The following is a 15,095-nucleotide window of genomic DNA, read 5'->3' on the forward strand; positions in this document are numbered from 1 at the left end:
GGTGCGGGTGTGCCGACCGTGGACCGGCGGGCTCCCTCGCCATCGCGTGCCGCAGGCAGGACAATGTCCTCTCTCAACCCATGCTCTCGGAGGGGGACGCACATGCGGGAAAGCCACCGGGCCGAAGCCGAGAGGCTGTTGGTACGTGCCGTGGAGGAAGAGGTACGGCGCTCCGGCGGGCGGACCGAGGGGAACACCCTGCTGGCGCGCGGGCGCGGCGCCCTGGACGCCATCGCGGCAGGCGCGGACGAGGAGTACGCCGCGTATGTGCGCGCGCTGGACACGGACCGGGCCGAGCGGCCCGCGCTCTCGGAACGCTTCAGCAAACAATCCCTCGGAACGCCCGCACTGGTCACGTCCGTCGCCGCGGTCGCCGCCATCGGCGCGGATGTCGCGCTGGGCACCGCCACGGGCGTCGCGCTCGGCGCCGGCGCCGTCGTCGCGGTCGCGGGGGCCGCGACCACCGTCGCCAAGGTGACCGCCTCGCACTGGCCGGCCGCGCACCGCAGAGCCGGGGCGGCCGGCCAGCCAGGCGGCACCGAACAGTTGCGGCTCCAGTGGCTGACGGCGCTGGAGGTACGGGGCATCCGCCCGTTCCTCGACCAGCAGCGGGTGCTGACCTCCGCGTCCCGGCGCACCACCAAGAAGCCCACCGTCGTCCCGCAACTGCGCGGCGGGGACCGCAGCGCGGCGGCCCGCCGGCGCAGTGTGCTGGAGCAGTCCTTCGGCCATCTGCCCGAGCCGGCCGGGCCGTTCGCCGGCCGGCGCGCGGCGATGGCGCAGATCGCGCAGTGGGTGCACGCGGCCCGGGTGTCGACGGAGACGAAGCCGACGGTCGTGGTGCTGTACGGCGCCCCCGGCTCCGGCCGCACCGAACTGGCCGTACGGGCCGCGCACCAGCTCAAGGACCAGTTCAGAGGCGCGTGCGTGGTCGACCTGCGCGGCGGCGGCTCCTTCGAGGCGCCCCTGTCGACCCGGGAGGCGCTGCTGCATCTGCTCAACCGGCTCGGCGCGCCGCGCGAACAGCTGCTGTTCCGCGAGGGGTCCTCCCCGGAGCAGCAGGTACGGCGGCTGAGCGAGCTGTATCACCAGCATCTGACGGGCCTGCCGGTGACGGTCGTCCTGGACGACGCCTCCGACCCCGAACAGGTACGGACGCTGGTGCCCGAACGGTCCGACAGCCTGGTGCTGGTGACGGCCCGCGAGCGGCTCGATCTGCCGGACGACGTACCGGCCTGGGTGCACCAGCTGGCCGTCGAGCCGCTGGACACGGCGGGCGCGGAAGAGCTGCTGCGGGCCATGGCCGAACCGTCCGCCGCGTCGGCGGAGGGACCGTACGACGCGCAATCCACCGACCGGGTCGGCGAGTTGTGCGGCGGCCTGCCGCTCGCCCTGCGGATCGCCGGTTCCTCCCTCACGGAGCGTTCCGCCCAGCGGCTGGCCACGGACCTCGACGCGTACGGCCCGGTCGAACCGGTCGAGCGGGCCCTGTGGGTGCGTTACACCGACATGAGCGACCAGGCCCGCAGGCTGCTGCGCCGCCTCGCGCTGGCGGGCCGCGCCTCCCTGGGCGCGGCAGCGGCGGCGGCGCTGCTGGCGACGGACGAGCAGGAGGCGGGCCGGCTGCTGGCCGAGCTGTCCCGGGCGGGTCTGATCGACCACGTACGGGCCAGCCGCTACCGGCTGCACGACGTCGTCAGGATCTTCGCGCACTCACGGCTGCGGGACGAGGAGGGCGCCGAGGACCGTACGGCCGCCCAGGAACGGCTGATCCGGAACTACGGCGAGCTGGCCGACTCCGTGATCCGGCTGGTCGACGGCAAGACCTCCACCCGCGCGGACCTCTTCAAGACCGCGGCGGGCGCGCACGGCTTCTCCTCGCTGGAGTCCGCGCTGCGCTGGCTGGACGACGAGTCCAGCTTCATCACGGCCGCGCTGCGGCACGCCGAGGGGGTCGACCAGCAGGCCGTACTCAACCTGCTGGGCGCGCTCTGCGACTACTGCCTGCTGCGCGGCGACCTCTACCGGCTGGGCGAGATCAACGAGCTGACCCAGGCGGTGGGCCAGGGGCTGCTGCTCCGCTCGGTCCAGTGGCGTACGGGCATCGCGGCCCGGCAGCTCGGCGAGCTGGACAAGGCGCGCACCACCCTGACCACGGTCGTCGGTCTCTACCGTGAGGCGGACCATGACGCGGGCGCGGCCCGCGCGCTGTGCTCGCTCGGCATCACCCTGCATCACCAGGGCAATCTGACCGAGGCGTCGGCGAAGCTGCGCGAAGCGCTCGCCCTCCAGTCCCCGGAGCCGCTGGCCGGAGACCGCGGCTGGACCCTGCACGCGCTGGCGGCCGTCGAGCGCGACCGCGGCTCGCTGGCCGAGGCGCTCACCCTCCTGTCCCGCGCGCTCGTACTGCACCGCGAGAACGAGTCCCTGCACGGCGAGGCGTGGACGCACTTCCAGCTGGGCCAGTTGTATCTGCGCCTCGGCGAGGTGGCGCGGGCGGAGGCGGAGCTGCGCGCGGCACTCGATCTGTACGGCAGGACCCGTGACGGCCGCGGCGAGGCCTGGGCGATGACCCAGCTCGCCCGTACCCACCTGGTGGACGGCGACCCGGCCCCCGCGGTCGGTGAACTGCGCGACGCCCTCGCCCGCCACCGCGACAACGAGGACGCGCGCGGTGAGGCGTGGACGCTCTACTACCTGGGCCACGCGCTGGAGGCGACGGGCGACCGCGACCAGGCGGTACGGGAACTGGAGCGGGCGCGCACGATGTTCTCCCGGATGCGGGACGTGTACGGGCTGGCCTGCGCCCGGCACCACTCGGGCCGGGTCACCCGCGACCAGCGCGCCGCCCAGACCGGCAACCTCCGCAACTCCGGCTTCGCCCGCCAGCTGCTGACCGACGCCCGCGCGGACTTCCGCCGCATCGGCGTCGCCCACGGCGAGGCCTGGACCTGTCTGGAGCTGGCCGTCATCGACGCCGGCAACAACCGCCCCGGCCAGGCGCTCCAGCTGTGCGACGAGGCGACGGCGCTCTTCGCCTCGTACGACGACCACCGCGGCGCCGACTGGTCCCGCTTCCTGCGCTGCACGCTTCTGCCGTACGCCTCGGCGGGCGGTATCGAGGTGGGCTCGGTCGTCGCCGAACAGGAACTGTCGGACCTCTCCGCCGCCGACCACACGTCCCGCGACAGCAAGCTCACGGAATCCATGGCGACGCTCGGGGTCATGCTGAGCCGGGGCGTACGACTGGAGGACGGCTGGCAGGCCTGGCAACTGGGCATGGTGCCGAACCGTCACGCACGGGAGGTGATGGGCGTACCGGTGACCGCGGTCACATAGCCAACTCCCTCAGCCCCGTGACGCCCTGTGGGTCGGGGCGTCAGGGGGCCGGGCGCGGGACGACGCCGAAGGTCGCTACTCGCCGCGCGGCGCGGCGGACGTCGGCTCGCTCTCCGTGGGGCGCTTCGCAGCCGGCGCGGCCGGGGACTCCGCGTTCGGGGACTGGGGGGCCGCGACCGGCGGCTGTGCCGGGGTCTCCTCGAAGTTGACCATGTCCATGTGGCGGTTCATCGACTTCATGAGCATCCACACGCCCCCCGCCATCACCGCGAACACGATGAACCCGAGCACACCGGGCGTCACCTTGTTCTCGTCGAGCTCCTTGGCGAGAGGAGCCGCGAACGCCACTGCCTGAATCGCATCCATATCAGGCATTGTCGCGGATGCCCGCGAACAGGTCGCTCTCGGGGAGGGATGTATCGACGAGCGACTTCGCCAGCTCGTACTCCTCCGTCGGCCAGACCTCCCGCTGGATGTCCATCGGGATACGGAACCAGCCGCCGTCGGGGTCGATCTGGGTGGCGTGCGCGATCAGCGCCTTGTCCCGGATCTCGAAGAAGTCGGCGCACGGAACATGCGTGGTCAGGGTCCGCTCCTCGCGCTCGAACTCCTTCCAGCGCTCCAGCCACTCGCCGTACGGGGACTCAAGGCCCCGGGCGAGCAGCGCCTCGTGCAGTGCGACCGTACGCGGCCGGTTGAAGCCCTGGTTGTAGTAGAGCTTCTCCGGCTGCCAGACGGGACCGAAGTCGTCCTCCGGGTACTTCTCCTTGTCCGCCGCGGCCTCGAACGCCACCATCGAGATCTTGTGGGTCATGATGTGGTCCGGGTGCGGATACCCGCCGTTCTCGTCGTACGTGGTGACGACCTGCGGCCGGAACGAGCGGATCAGGCGTACGAGACGGCCCGCCGCCTCGTCCACGTCCTCCAGCGCGAAGCAGCCCTCGGGCAGCGGCGGCAGCGGATCGCCCTCGGGCAGACCTGAGTCGACGTAGCCCAGCCACTCCTGCTTGACGCCGAGAATCTCGCGCGCCTCGTCCATCTCCTTCTTGCGTACCTCGTGGATGTGCTCCTCGATATAGGCGTCACCCTGGAGCTTGGGGTTGAGGATGGAGCCGCGCTCGCCTCCCGTGCAGGTCACGACCAGCACGTCCACCCCCTCGGACACGTACTTGGCCATGGTGGCCGCGCCCTTGCTCGACTCGTCGTCGGGGTGGGCGTGAACGGCCATCAGTCGCAGCTGCTCAGTCAAGACTCGATCCTCAGTGATGTGGCGCGTTGGACGGCTTCTATAGTGACGGATATCGGGGGGCGGAAATTCCGGGTTGCCCGACTCCGAAGGGAACGATCATGGCCGTGGTGCGCGAGGAGCCTCTCCGGGACCGCTACGGCCGCTCGGCGGACCAGCGCGCGGACCGCGGGCTGAAGATCGTCGGCGCGGTGCTCGGCGTCGCGCTGATCGGTCTGATCGGCTGGTTCGGCTATCACTACGTGGTCGAGCGCAGTGTCTCCGGCGAGCTCATCAAGTTCAAGCGGGTTTCCGCCACCGAGGTCGAGGCGCATCTGGAGGTCCGCAAGGACCGGGACGCCACCGGCAGCTGTACGTTGCGCTCCCTCGCGGAGAGCGGCGCGGAGGTCGGCCGGCTGGATGTGCGCTTCGGCGCGGGCGAGACGCGGATCGACCGGGTCGTCACGGTGCGCACCACGGACAGCGCGACCAGTACCGAGCTGCTGGCCTGCACGTCGGACTAGGGCGCGTCCGGAAAACCCGGCCCTCGCGCGCCGGAACCGGCGGCAGAAGCCCCGGGACCCGCCGCCGACGCCCCCGATGCAAGGCGCTGACCTGCGCTGATGTAATTCTGACGGCATTCGTCCTCCCCCTTGCGCCACGAAATTGTTAGGCTCGTGGTTTCGCCCACCCGAGAAGGCACATCCTTCTGGGTAGGGCGTTGCTTTGTATTCCCGGTACCTACGAGGAGCACCTGTGACCCAGACCAGTGAGAACGTCACCTGGCTCACCCAGGAGGCGTACAACCAGCTGAAGGCCGAGCTGGAGTACCTGTCTGGTCCCGCGCGCACGGAGATCTCTACGAAGATCGCGGCGGCCCGTGAGGAGGGCGATCTCCGGGAGAACGGCGGGTACCACGCGGCCAAGGAGGAGCAGGGCAAGCAGGAGCTCCGAGTGCGCCAGCTGACCCAGCTCCTGCAGAACGCGAAGGTGGGCGAGGCCCCGGCGGACGACGGGATCGTCGAGCCCGGCATGGTCGTGACGATCGCTTTCGACGGAGATCCGGACGACACCCTGGACTTCCTGCTCGCCTCGCGCGAGTACGCCAGCTCGGACATCGAGACCTACTCGCCGCAGTCCCCGCTCGGCAGCGGTGTGAACGGCAAGAAGGTCGGTGAGAACGCGGAGTACGAGCTGCCCAACGGCAGGACCGCCTCCGTGAAGATCCTCGACGCCAAGCCCTACCAGGGCTGAGCACCACGAGGCAGCCGCCTGCCGGACCACACGGTCCGGCAGGCGGAGTCGATCGGCCCGGCGCCACACGGTCCGGCAGGCGGGTCCCCCGGCCCCGGCGCTGCGCCGGCCCGGCGGCTCCTTCGGCCCTGGCGGCCGGCGCCGTCAGCCCAGGATCGTGTAGCCCGCCTCCCGCAGCGCCGCCGCCACCTCCGTGCAGTGCGCGGGCCCCTTGGTCTCCAGATGCACTTCCACATCCGCCTCTGTCAGCCCGAGCCGCGGATCGGTCCGTACATGGCTCACATCGAGCACATTGGCGTCCGCGACCGACAGCACCCCGAGCATCGTGGCCAGCGCGCCCGGCCGGTCCGTCACCCGGAGCCGCAGGCTCAGATAGCGGCCCGCCGCCGCCATGCCGTGGCGCAGGATCCGCTGCATCAGTACGGGGTCGACATTGCCGCCCGAGAGCACCGCGACCACCGGGCCGTGAAAGGCGCCGGGGTCGCCGAGGAGCGCGGCCACCGGGCTCGCCCCGGCCGGTTCCACCACCAGCTTCGCCCGCTCCAGGCAGAGCAGCAGGGCGCTGGACAGCTCGTCTTCCGAGACCGTACGCACCTCGTCGACCAGCTCCTGGATCAGCTGGAACGGGATGTCGCCGGGGCGGCCCACCTTGATGCCGTCCGCCATCGTCTGCGGTGAGTCGACCTCCATCGGGCGGCCGGCGGCGAGCGAGGGCGGATACGCGGCGGCGCCCGCGGCCTGCACGCCGATCACCCGCACGTCGGGGCGCAGCGACTTCACCGCGAGGGCGATGCCCGCGGCCAGCCCGCCGCCGCCGATCCCGACGACGATCGTCCGCACCTCGGGGCACTGCTCCAGGATCTCCAGGCCGACCGTGCCCTGACCGGCGATGATGTCCGGGTGGTCGAAGGGGTGGATGAAGACCGCGCCGGTGTTCCTGGCGTACTCCTCGGCGGCGGCCAGTGTCTCGTCCACGACCTGTCCGTGCAGCCGTACCTCCGCTCCGTAGTCGCGGGTCGCCGCGATCTTCGGCAGGGGCGCGCCGACCGGCATGAACACCGTCGACCGGACGCCGAGGAGGGTGGAGGCGAGCGCGACGCCCTGGGCGTGGTTGCCCGCGCTGGCCGCGACGACGCCCGCCGCGCGCTCCTCCGGGGAGAGGCCGGCGATCCGTACGTACGCGCCGCGCAGCTTGAAGGAGCCGGTCCGCTGGAGGTTCTCGCACTTGAAGAGGACCGGTGCGCCGACCAGCTGCGTCAGATACCTGCTCCCCTCCATCGCGGTCATCCGCGCCACGCCGGACAGCATCTTCTGGGCCCCACGGATGTCGTCGAGGATCAGGGGGTGCGCGGGGTGGTGCGCGGGGCGAGGCACCGGGCGGGACGTACCGAAGCTCATGAGTGCCAGTCTCGCAGCTCACCGGCCGGGCGGCGGTCGGCGTCCACGGACCGGGCGCCGGTGCGGGTCACGTACCTCGGCGGGTTTACGCAGGGCAGGTACGGTCCAAGCCGCCGCCGCGTACTCTGTCCCCCACCAACCGACCCCCGCACGAGAGAGCCACAGCCATGCCCCCCATTCAGGACATGACTTCCGCTGCGTCGGTCTCCAGGGAGACGCCCTCCGAACCCTCGGACGACGCCGGCCTCCTCGATGCTCTCCAGCACCAGGTGGCCGTCTTCGCCCGGCGGGCCGAACAGACCCGGCTCGGCGGTGTGGGCCAGGTCCGCAATTCGATGGACCGTGCCGCGTATCTGCTGCTCAACCGGCTCGACCGGGAAGGCCCGATGGGCGTCAAGGCGCTGGCCGCCGGGATGGGCATCGACTCCTCCACCGTCACCCGGCAGGTCGCGCCGCTGGTCGACTCCGGCCTGGTCAAGCGCACCTCGCATCCGGAGGACGGCCGCGCGGTCGTGCTCGAACTGTCGGCGCGCGGACTGGCCAGACTCGAAGAGGTCCGCTCGTCGCGGCGCGAGCTGATGGCGCAGGTCACGGGCGGCTGGACGGAAGAGGAGCGGAACTCCTTCACCACCCTGCTCACCCGGTTCAACGGCGCGCTGTCGGCGCGGGCGGCCGGACTGCCCTCCGGTGACGGCGGTACGGGCGGTGACGGCGATCCGGACGTCACAGGCGTTACGGGCGTGACGGGCCGTACGGATGAGCCGGAGGCGGGCGACCGCGTGGCCGGGGAGGCGAGCCGGGGCGCGACGACGCCCTCTTGACCCTGGGCGCCCGACTGGCCTCATATGAGGTCGTGCGAGAGCGGCGGGCTGCCCTGGATCGCCGCCGCGCCCGGGAGTTCGAGACGTTCGCGGCGGGCGCGGCCGGCCGGCTGCTGCATGCGGCCGTACTGCTCACGGGCGAGCCGCCGGACGCCGCCCCGCGGGCCCAGCGTCTGCTGATCGCCGCGCTGTCCCGTACGTACGCGGAGTGGGACCGGCTCAGCGGTGACGACGGTGAGGATCCGTACGACCGGGCCCGCCGCGAGCTGGTGCTGCGATTCGCCCGCGAGGCCGCCTGGCGCGCCCCGGCCCGGCGCGGCCGCCGGGGCCGTCGGGCGGGCGGCGTGCTCGGGGAGCTGGGCCCGCAGGAACGTGTCGTACTGGTGCTGCGCCTGTACGAAGGGCTGGCCGAGGAGCAGACCGCGGCGCTGATCGGTCTTCCGGTGGAGCGGGTCCGGGTGGTCTGCGCGCGGGCGGTCGCGGCGATGCGGGAGCGGGCGCGGCGGCGCGGTACGAGGCCGGGCCCGTCCGGGCTCCGGGAGGCCGGCCGATGAGGGGCGGCGACCGGAAGCGGGCCGAGGTGCTGCGGATGATGCTGGATCCGGTACGGCCCGACGTACCCGCCGAACTCATCCGCCGCGCCACCGAACGCGGCGCCCGGCTGCTGCGCAGGCGCCGGGCCGCGCGGCGACTGCTCTGGACGCTGCTGATCGTGGTGCTGGTGGTGTTCAGCGTCTGGGCCTCGGCCGCGCATCCGTGGTCGGTGCCGCCGGCGGAGACGACACCGCCGCTGGAGGACTGGTGAAGCCCCCAGCGGCGGTGAGAGGTTCTGTTGTGAAGCGGTTCAGCGGTTCCGCGGCTGCGCAGCCGCGCGGTTCCGCGGTGAGGGGGCCGCTCAGCCCAGCGCCTGCTGGAGATCGGCCAGCAGATCGTCGCCGGACTCGATCCCCACGGAGAGCCTGACCAGGTCGGCGGGCACCTCCAGCGGCGAGCCCGCCGCCGAGGCGTGCGTCATCCGGCCGGGGTGCTCGATCAGGGACTCGACGCCGCCGAGGGACTCGCCGAGCGTGAACAGCTTCGCGCGGTCGCAGACCGCGACCGCCGCCTCCTCGCCGCCCTCGACCTGGAAGGAGATCATCCCGCCGAACGCCTTCATCTGCTTGGCGGCGACCTCGTGCCCCGGGTGCTCGGGCAGCCCCGGGTAGAGGACCTTGGAGACGCGCGGGTGCGCGGTGAGCATCTCGGTGATGCGCGCGGCGTTCTCGCAGTGGCGGTCCATCCGTACGGCGAGGGTCTTGATGCCGCGCAGCACCAGCCAGGCGTCGAAGGGGCCGGCGACGGCCCCCATCGCGTTCTGGTGGTAGGCCAGTTCGTCGGCCAGCTCGGCGTCGTCGACGATCAGCGCGCCGCCGACGACATCGGAGTGCCCGCCCATGTACTTCGTCGTCGAGTGCACGACGACATCCGCGCCCAGCGCCAGCGGCTGCTGGAGATAGGGGCTGGCGAAGGTGTTGTCGACGACGAGCTTCGCCCCGGCCGAGCGGGCGATCCCGGCGAGCTGCGCGATGTCGCTGATGTTGAGGAGCGGGTTCGAGGGGGTCTCGACCCAGATCGCCTTCGTACGCGGGGTGAGCACGGCCCGTACCGCCGCCGGGTCCGAGGTGTCCGCGACCGAGAAGTCCACTCCCCAGCGGGAGACGACCTTCGCGAAGAGCCGGAACGTGCCGCCGTAGGCGTCGTTGGGGATCACCACATGGTCGCCGGGCGCCAGCAGCGTACGCAGCAGGCAGTCCTCGGCGGCGAGCCCGGACGCGAAGGCGAGCCCGCGCCGGCCGCCTTCCAGGGCCGCGAGGTTCTCCTCCAGCGCGGTACGGGTCGGGTTGGCGCTGCGGCTGTACTCGTATCCGCCGCGCAGGCCGCCGACGCCGTCCTGCTTATAGGTGGACACCTGGTAGATCGGCGGGACGACGGCGCCGGTGAGGGGGTCCGCGGTGTTGCCCGCATGGATGGCGCGGGTCTCGAAGTGGTGCTCGCTGGTGTGCTGGTCGCTCATGGGCCTGAGCGTAGCGCCGGTTCACCGTCCGGCGGGGGCGGTGAGGGTGTGGGGGCGGGCGGGTCCGGTCGCCGTGGCATCCGGGACAATGGGGCCATGGAGATTCTCTGGTTCCTGATCGCGATGGGCCTGCTGGCCGCGGTCATCGTTCCGTTCGTACGGCGCAGCAGGGGCGGTATCCGCCAGGTCGCCCCGGGATCGCCCGATGCCGCCGACCCGGCCGCGTACGGCTTCGTGCGGCAGGAGGCGCTGGACGTCCGGCTGCCGGGTCCCGACCAGGACCTCCTCGACGTGCTCGACGTCGTCCAGCGCACCCAGGACTGGCGGGCCGCCGCGCAGCTGCTCGCGGGCACCCCGAAGGAGGGCGAGGTGCGCTGGCAGCGCGTACAGGCGTTCGCCGGGGCGGCCTCGCTGGAGCTCCAGGCCTCGTCGGCGAGCGCGCAGGCGAAGGAGGGGTTGCCGGCGAAGGAGGGGCCGCTGGTGAAGGAGGCACAGCGCCCGGCGGGCGGGGCGTGGCTGCGGGCCTGGCGTGCGGAGTCGCCGAAGGACGCGGGCGGGGCGGCGGTGCACGCGGAGTTCCTGGTGCAGCAGGCGTGGCGGTCCTCGGCCGCCGGGACCGATGAGTTCCGGATCATCCTGGAGGAGGCCCGTACGGTGTGCGGCGAGGCGGCCCTGCTGGCGCCGGGCGACCCCGTGCCGTACATCATCGAGCTGGCCGTGGCCCGTGGGCTCGGCTACCCGCCCGAGCGGTTCGACCAGCTGTGGGCGAAGGTGATCGACCGCGCTCCGGCGCATATGGGGGCGCATCTGGCGGCGCTCCACTACTGGTGCGAGAAGTGGCACGGCTCCCGGGAGGAGGCCGACCGGTTCGCGACCGCGGCTGCGGCGCGCGCGCCGCAGGGCTCGCTGCTGGCGGCGCTGCCGCTGTTCGCGGTGTACGAGCACCTTCCCGAGGTCAATCTGGTACAGGGCTTCTACCAGAGCGCGGTGGTCACGAAGGCGGTGGAGGGCGCGCTCTTCGCGGTCCACGCGGCCCGGCACGACGACCCGATGCTCCCGCACGTACGGCATCTGCTGATCCTCTTCCTCGTACGGTCCGAGCGCTGGGCGGAGGCGATGAACCAGCTGGTGCGGGTGGACGGCCATGTCGGGGCGCTGCCCTGGACGCACGACGGCGACCCGGCGGCGGAGTACACGGTGTACCGGGCGCTGGCGGTGGCGGGATACGAGGCGAACGGCGGCAGCCCGGCGACGCTGCCGCGCTGAGCCACCGGCCACGGAACGGGGGTCCCGGACCACCGGTCCACGACCTGGGGTCCCGGAATGTCCTGGACCCCTCGTACGTTCCTCTGAACAGGACCCCAAACCTGAGGAGAGCCATGTTCCTGCGCCGCACCCCCGAGCTCCCCACCCCCGAGCAGGCCCTCCGCGGCCGCCCGGAGCCCACGTTCGCGGTCCCCTCCCGCCATACGGTCCTCGGCAACCCCCTGCTGGGCCCGTACCCGGAGGGCATGGAGACCGCCGACTTCGGCCTGGGCTGTTTCTGGGGCGCGGAGCGCACGTTCTGGCAGAAGGAAGGCGTCTGGACCACCCTGGTCGGCTACCAGGGCGGCTCCACGCCGAACCCCACCTACGAAGAGGTCTGCTCCGGCCTGACGGGCCACACCGAAGCGGTGCGTGTCGTCTACGACCCCAAGGTCGTCTCGTACGCCGACCTGCTGAAGACCTTCTGGGAGTCCCACAACCCGACGCAGGGCTTCCGCCAGGGCAATGACGTCGGCACGCAGTACCGCTCGGCGATCTACACCCACACCCCGGCCCAGGCCGAGGCCGCGGAAACGTCTCGCGCCGCCTACCAGAAGGTTCTGACGGGCAACGGCTACGGCACGATCACCACGGAGATCCTCCCGGCGGAGGGCCGCACCTTCTACCCGGCGGAGGCCGAACACCAGCAGTACCTGGACAAGAACCCGGCGGGCTACTGCGGCCTCGGCGGCACGGGCGTCTCCTGCCCGATCGGCGTCGCCTCCGCCTGACCGGCGTCGCTTCCGCTCCGGAGGTCACGGACAGGCCGGACAGGGCCCGGCCTGTCCGGTCGTGGCGCGCCCGGTCGGTCTACCGCGCCACGAACTGCGTCAGGATGGCCTGGACCTCGTAGATGTCGACGCCCTTCGTGAACGTCTTCGTGATCGGCTCGGGGTTGCTGGAGATCCAGATCTTCAGCTCCGCGTCGAGATCGAACGTGCCGGCCGTCTCCACGGCGAAATGCGTGATGCTCTTGTAGGGGATGGAGTGGTACTCCACCTTCTTCCCGGTGATCCCCTGCTTGTCGACGAGGATCAGCCGACGGTCAGTGAAGAGCATAGTGTCGCGGATCAGCGTGTACGCGGCGTACACCTGCTCGCCCTGGCCCAGAAGGCGCGCGTAGTCCTGCTGTGCCGCCGCCGGGTCGACCGTGTGCGCGTTGCCGAACAGTGCCATGGCTGGCCCCCCATATATGGAAACTATCCGATTTTCGGACTATACCGGCCACGCCCTGTCTGCTCGGCTCCTGTGGCCGACCGGGATTCACTTCTGCCCAAGTCGCACCGGAACACGCCCACTTCACGCCCCCCATCCCGGCGGATAACTTGAGCGCATGTGCGTCTCGATGGACCAGGCGGAGTTCTCAGGCACCACCCTGTACGCCGGGCGGCTGCATCACGCGGCGCACGGGCTGATTCATGTCCTCGGGTATCAGAACACCGCGGCCAATCTCGCCGTCGGGCCCAACGCCATGCTGCTGCATCTGCCCGCGCGGCAGATGTCCCGGGAGAACTTCATCTCGGCGGGGCGCAGTCCGGACGTGCTCAGCCGGATGGTCGACGCCGTGCAGCCGGTGCCCGCCGCGGGGCGGGACGGGATGGCGTGGATGGGGTGGGACTCCGGGCAGCGGGTCGAGGTGTTCGAGCACGACATCTATACGGTGCTCCTCGCCAGCGATCCGACGCTGCTCGAATCCGCCCTGATACAGGTGCCGTTACGCAGACGGCCGCGCCTCAATCCGCTCCTCTTGGAGTTCTACGCCGCCCACTACCCCGGCCACTCCATCGCCGTGTGCTGCTTCGACAACGCCGAGGCGGAGCGGGCGAAGCCGCTGCTGATGTGGTACCGGCCGACGGCCCCCGACCGGCTGACGCTGCCCGCGCTGGACTGTCATACCGGCGAGCCGCCCGACCTCGACACCGAGGTGCCCGTGGACCATTGGGTGCTGCTCAGCACCGATGAGGCGCCGGAGGGCTGGGGGGAAGCCGTCGACTATCCGCCCGGGATGCGCCACCAGCTGCGGCAGTATCTGCCGGACACCGTCATGGGCTCCTACTTCGGCGGCTGTTCCCTCCCCAACGGCGACTTCGCCATCACCCACGACGATCTGCTCGCCGGTGATCTGGACCGCATACACCGGCTCCGGCCCCGCGCCTGAGCCGGCCGTGACGGCCATGACGGCCGTGACGACCGAAGCCCACCCTCCGCCCGAATGTGACGCAGGGCACATCGAATGGAAAACCTCGCGCCGGACCCGTACGTCTAGCCGGTGTGGGATCCAGCGGGAAGACACCAGCGGAGCTTGACGAGGAACGGCTCGTCAGGCTCGTCGCCAAGGGCGACCGCGCCGCGTTCGAGGAGCTGTACCGGCGTACGGCGCCATGGCTGGCGGTGCGGTTGCGCCGGCGGTGTGCCGATGAGCAGATCGTCGCCGAGGTCATGCAGGAGACATATCTGGCGGTGTGGCGCGCCGCGAGCGCGTTCGCGGGGGCCGCGGTCGGCGGCACCGCCGTCGGGTGGCTGTGGACGATCGCGGCGCGCCGGCTCGTCGACGCCTTCCGCCGGCGCGCGCACCAGGCCCGGCTGCCCGCCGCCGTGACCGCCGACGCCACCAGGCCGGCCGTCGCGCCCGCCGCCGAGGACGAGGCGCTGGCGGCGGCGGTCGGCGGGGAGGTCGGCGACGCGCTGCGGCGGCTCGCGCCCGAACTGCGCGACGTACTGCGGGCCATGGTGCTCGACGGGATGTCCGTACGGGAGACCTCACTCCTGCTCGGAGTGCCGGAAGGAACCGTCAAGACCCGCGCCCGGCGGGCACGGAGAGCGATGCGGGAGGCGCTGTCATGAGCGTGGAGGACGCGGTGGAACACCCCTCGGAACGGCTCATCGGCCGGTACGCGCGCGGCGATTCGGACGATACGGAGAAGGGGCGGGGCGGCGTCACGCATGACGAGGTGTGGGCGCTCGAAGCCCATCTGGAGTCCTGCGCCGGGTGCCGGGCGCGCCTCGCCGCGGCCACCCGCCACGCCACCCCCGCCGTGAGCGCGCTCGTCGACGGAGTCTGGGCCGGGCTGGCACCTCAGCTCCCGGCGATCGCGCCGATGCCACGGCGCCGCCGGTGGGCCCTGCCGCTCGCGTCCTGGGCCTCACCGGCGATGGTGCCGTGGCTGTGCATGACCGTCCTCGTCACGCTGATCGCCGTGCTCCTCGACAGCCTGAGCGGCCAGGAGGTCTCCTTCGTACTGCTGCTGGCCCCCGTACTGCCCGTGTTCGGTGTCGCCGCCTCCTGGGCGCGCGGCCTCGATCCGGCGTACGAACTCATCGCGGGCACCCCGCGCGCCGGACTCCAACTGGTGCTCCGGCGCACGACATCCGTGCTCCTCGTGGTGATCTCCGTGCTCCTGGTGGCCGGTTGGCTGACCGGTGCCGGAGTCGCGCGGTGGCTGCTGCCCTGTCTGGCGTTCACCACCGGCGCGCTCGCGCTCGGCGGGCTGATCGGGGTGACCCGGGCCGCGATCGGGCTGGTGGCGGCATGGGCGGCGGTGATCGTGGCGCCGACGGTCGGGGTGAGCGGTACGCCCGTCGCCCTCCGCGCGGACGCCCTGCCCGTGTGGGGCGCCGTCTTCGCGCTCGGTGTGGTGGTCGTGATCGTCCGCAGGGGCGCGTACACCCTCCTCGGCGTCCACCGCTGAGACCACCGACA

At 71.9% G+C, this 15,095-nt stretch carries 16 protein-coding genes; 11 read left to right on the forward strand and 5 right to left on the reverse strand.

Annotated elements, in window-relative coordinates:
* Positions 1-102: 102 nt before the first annotated feature.
* A complete protein-coding gene (locus M1203_RS04250; RefSeq protein ID WP_249948127.1) occupies positions 103-3,339 on the forward strand; it encodes a tetratricopeptide repeat protein in 3,237 nt (1,078 codons plus the stop codon).
* A gap of 75 nt (positions 3,340-3,414) precedes the next feature.
* Here M1203_RS04250 and M1203_RS04255 read toward each other — a convergent pair whose 3' ends face one another.
* Positions 3,415-3,714: a hypothetical protein gene (locus M1203_RS04255; protein ID WP_249948128.1), complete on the reverse strand. Its 300-nt coding sequence runs from the start codon at positions 3,712-3,714 to the stop codon at positions 3,415-3,417.
* Positions 3,707-4,588: a mycothiol conjugate amidase Mca gene (gene mca, locus M1203_RS04260; protein ID WP_249948129.1), complete on the reverse strand. Its 882-nt coding sequence runs from the start codon at positions 4,586-4,588 to the stop codon at positions 3,707-3,709. The genes M1203_RS04255 and mca overlap by 8 nt, the downstream gene beginning before the upstream one ends.
* A gap of 98 nt (positions 4,589-4,686) precedes the next feature.
* Here mca and M1203_RS04265 point away from each other — a divergent pair, with 98 nt between their 5' ends.
* Positions 4,687-5,088 (forward strand): DUF4307 domain-containing protein, encoded by a 402-nt coding sequence (locus tag M1203_RS04265; protein WP_249948130.1) that lies wholly within the window; start codon positions 4,687-4,689, stop codon positions 5,086-5,088.
* A 232-nt stretch (positions 5,089-5,320) separates the two neighbouring features.
* Complete coding sequence (gene greA, locus M1203_RS04270) at positions 5,321-5,818, forward strand: transcription elongation factor GreA (RefSeq protein ID WP_249948131.1); 498 nt, start codon at positions 5,321-5,323, stop codon at positions 5,816-5,818.
* 144 nt (positions 5,819-5,962) lie between these two features.
* On the opposite strand, the gene ilvA is transcribed toward greA, so the two are convergent.
* Entirely contained in the window at positions 5,963-7,216 is a 1,254-nt protein-coding gene (gene ilvA, locus M1203_RS04275; RefSeq protein WP_249948132.1) for a threonine ammonia-lyase, read from the reverse strand.
* Between the two features lie 167 nt (positions 7,217-7,383).
* Here ilvA and M1203_RS04280 point away from each other — a divergent pair, with 167 nt between their 5' ends.
* From M1203_RS04280 to M1203_RS04290, 3 genes are read left to right on the forward strand one after another with little or no spacing between them, the layout of a single operon-like run.
* Positions 7,384-8,037: a MarR family winged helix-turn-helix transcriptional regulator gene (locus M1203_RS04280; protein ID WP_374401826.1), complete on the forward strand. Its 654-nt coding sequence runs from the start codon at positions 7,384-7,386 to the stop codon at positions 8,035-8,037.
* 32 nt (positions 8,038-8,069) lie between these two features.
* Complete coding sequence (locus M1203_RS04285; RefSeq protein WP_249948134.1) at positions 8,070-8,591, forward strand: sigma factor-like helix-turn-helix DNA-binding protein; 522 nt, start codon at positions 8,070-8,072, stop codon at positions 8,589-8,591.
* The gene (locus tag M1203_RS04290; protein ID WP_249948135.1) at positions 8,588-8,842 is read left to right on the forward strand and encodes a hypothetical protein; all 255 of its coding nucleotides are present in this window, start codon (positions 8,588-8,590) and stop codon (positions 8,840-8,842) included. The genes M1203_RS04285 and M1203_RS04290 overlap by 4 nt, the downstream gene beginning before the upstream one ends.
* A gap of 90 nt (positions 8,843-8,932) precedes the next feature.
* Here the strand turns inward: M1203_RS04290 and M1203_RS04295 are convergent, their stop codons facing one another.
* Positions 8,933-10,090 carry a cystathionine gamma-synthase gene (locus M1203_RS04295; protein ID WP_249948136.1) on the reverse strand — a complete coding sequence of 386 codons (1,158 nt, stop codon included), beginning with the start codon at positions 10,088-10,090 and terminating at the stop codon, positions 8,933-8,935.
* A gap of 96 nt (positions 10,091-10,186) precedes the next feature.
* Between M1203_RS04295 and M1203_RS04300 the strand changes: the two genes are divergently transcribed.
* On the forward strand, positions 10,187-11,356 hold the full coding sequence (locus M1203_RS04300) for a hypothetical protein (RefSeq protein WP_249948137.1): 1,170 nt from the start codon (positions 10,187-10,189) through the stop codon (positions 11,354-11,356).
* A gap of 113 nt (positions 11,357-11,469) precedes the next feature.
* A complete protein-coding gene (gene msrA / locus M1203_RS04305; RefSeq protein WP_249948138.1) occupies positions 11,470-12,126 on the forward strand; it encodes a peptide-methionine (S)-S-oxide reductase MsrA in 657 nt (218 codons plus the stop codon).
* 79 nt (positions 12,127-12,205) lie between these two features.
* On the opposite strand, the gene M1203_RS04310 is transcribed toward msrA, so the two are convergent.
* Positions 12,206-12,571, reverse strand: a complete 366-nt coding sequence (locus M1203_RS04310) for a PH domain-containing protein (RefSeq protein ID WP_249948139.1) — start codon at positions 12,569-12,571, stop codon at positions 12,206-12,208.
* A gap of 157 nt (positions 12,572-12,728) precedes the next feature.
* On the opposite strand from M1203_RS04310, the gene M1203_RS04315 reads away from it, so the two are divergent.
* From M1203_RS04315 to M1203_RS04325, 3 genes are all read left to right on the forward strand, one after another.
* Positions 12,729-13,553, forward strand: coding sequence for a hypothetical protein (locus tag M1203_RS04315; protein WP_249948140.1), 825 nt, complete (start codon positions 12,729-12,731; stop codon positions 13,551-13,553).
* 113 nt (positions 13,554-13,666) lie between these two features.
* Positions 13,667-14,239 (forward strand): RNA polymerase sigma factor, encoded by a 573-nt coding sequence (locus M1203_RS04320; RefSeq protein ID WP_249948141.1) that lies wholly within the window; start codon positions 13,667-13,669, stop codon positions 14,237-14,239.
* Positions 14,236-15,084, forward strand: coding sequence for a zf-HC2 domain-containing protein (locus M1203_RS04325; RefSeq protein WP_249948142.1), 849 nt, complete (start codon positions 14,236-14,238; stop codon positions 15,082-15,084). The genes M1203_RS04320 and M1203_RS04325 overlap by 4 nt, the downstream gene beginning before the upstream one ends.
* Positions 15,085-15,095: the final 11 nt, after the last annotated feature.

The organism is Streptomyces sp. 35G-GA-8, assembly GCF_023534745.1.
Classification (GTDB): Bacteria; Actinomycetota; Actinomycetes; order Streptomycetales; family Streptomycetaceae; genus Streptomyces.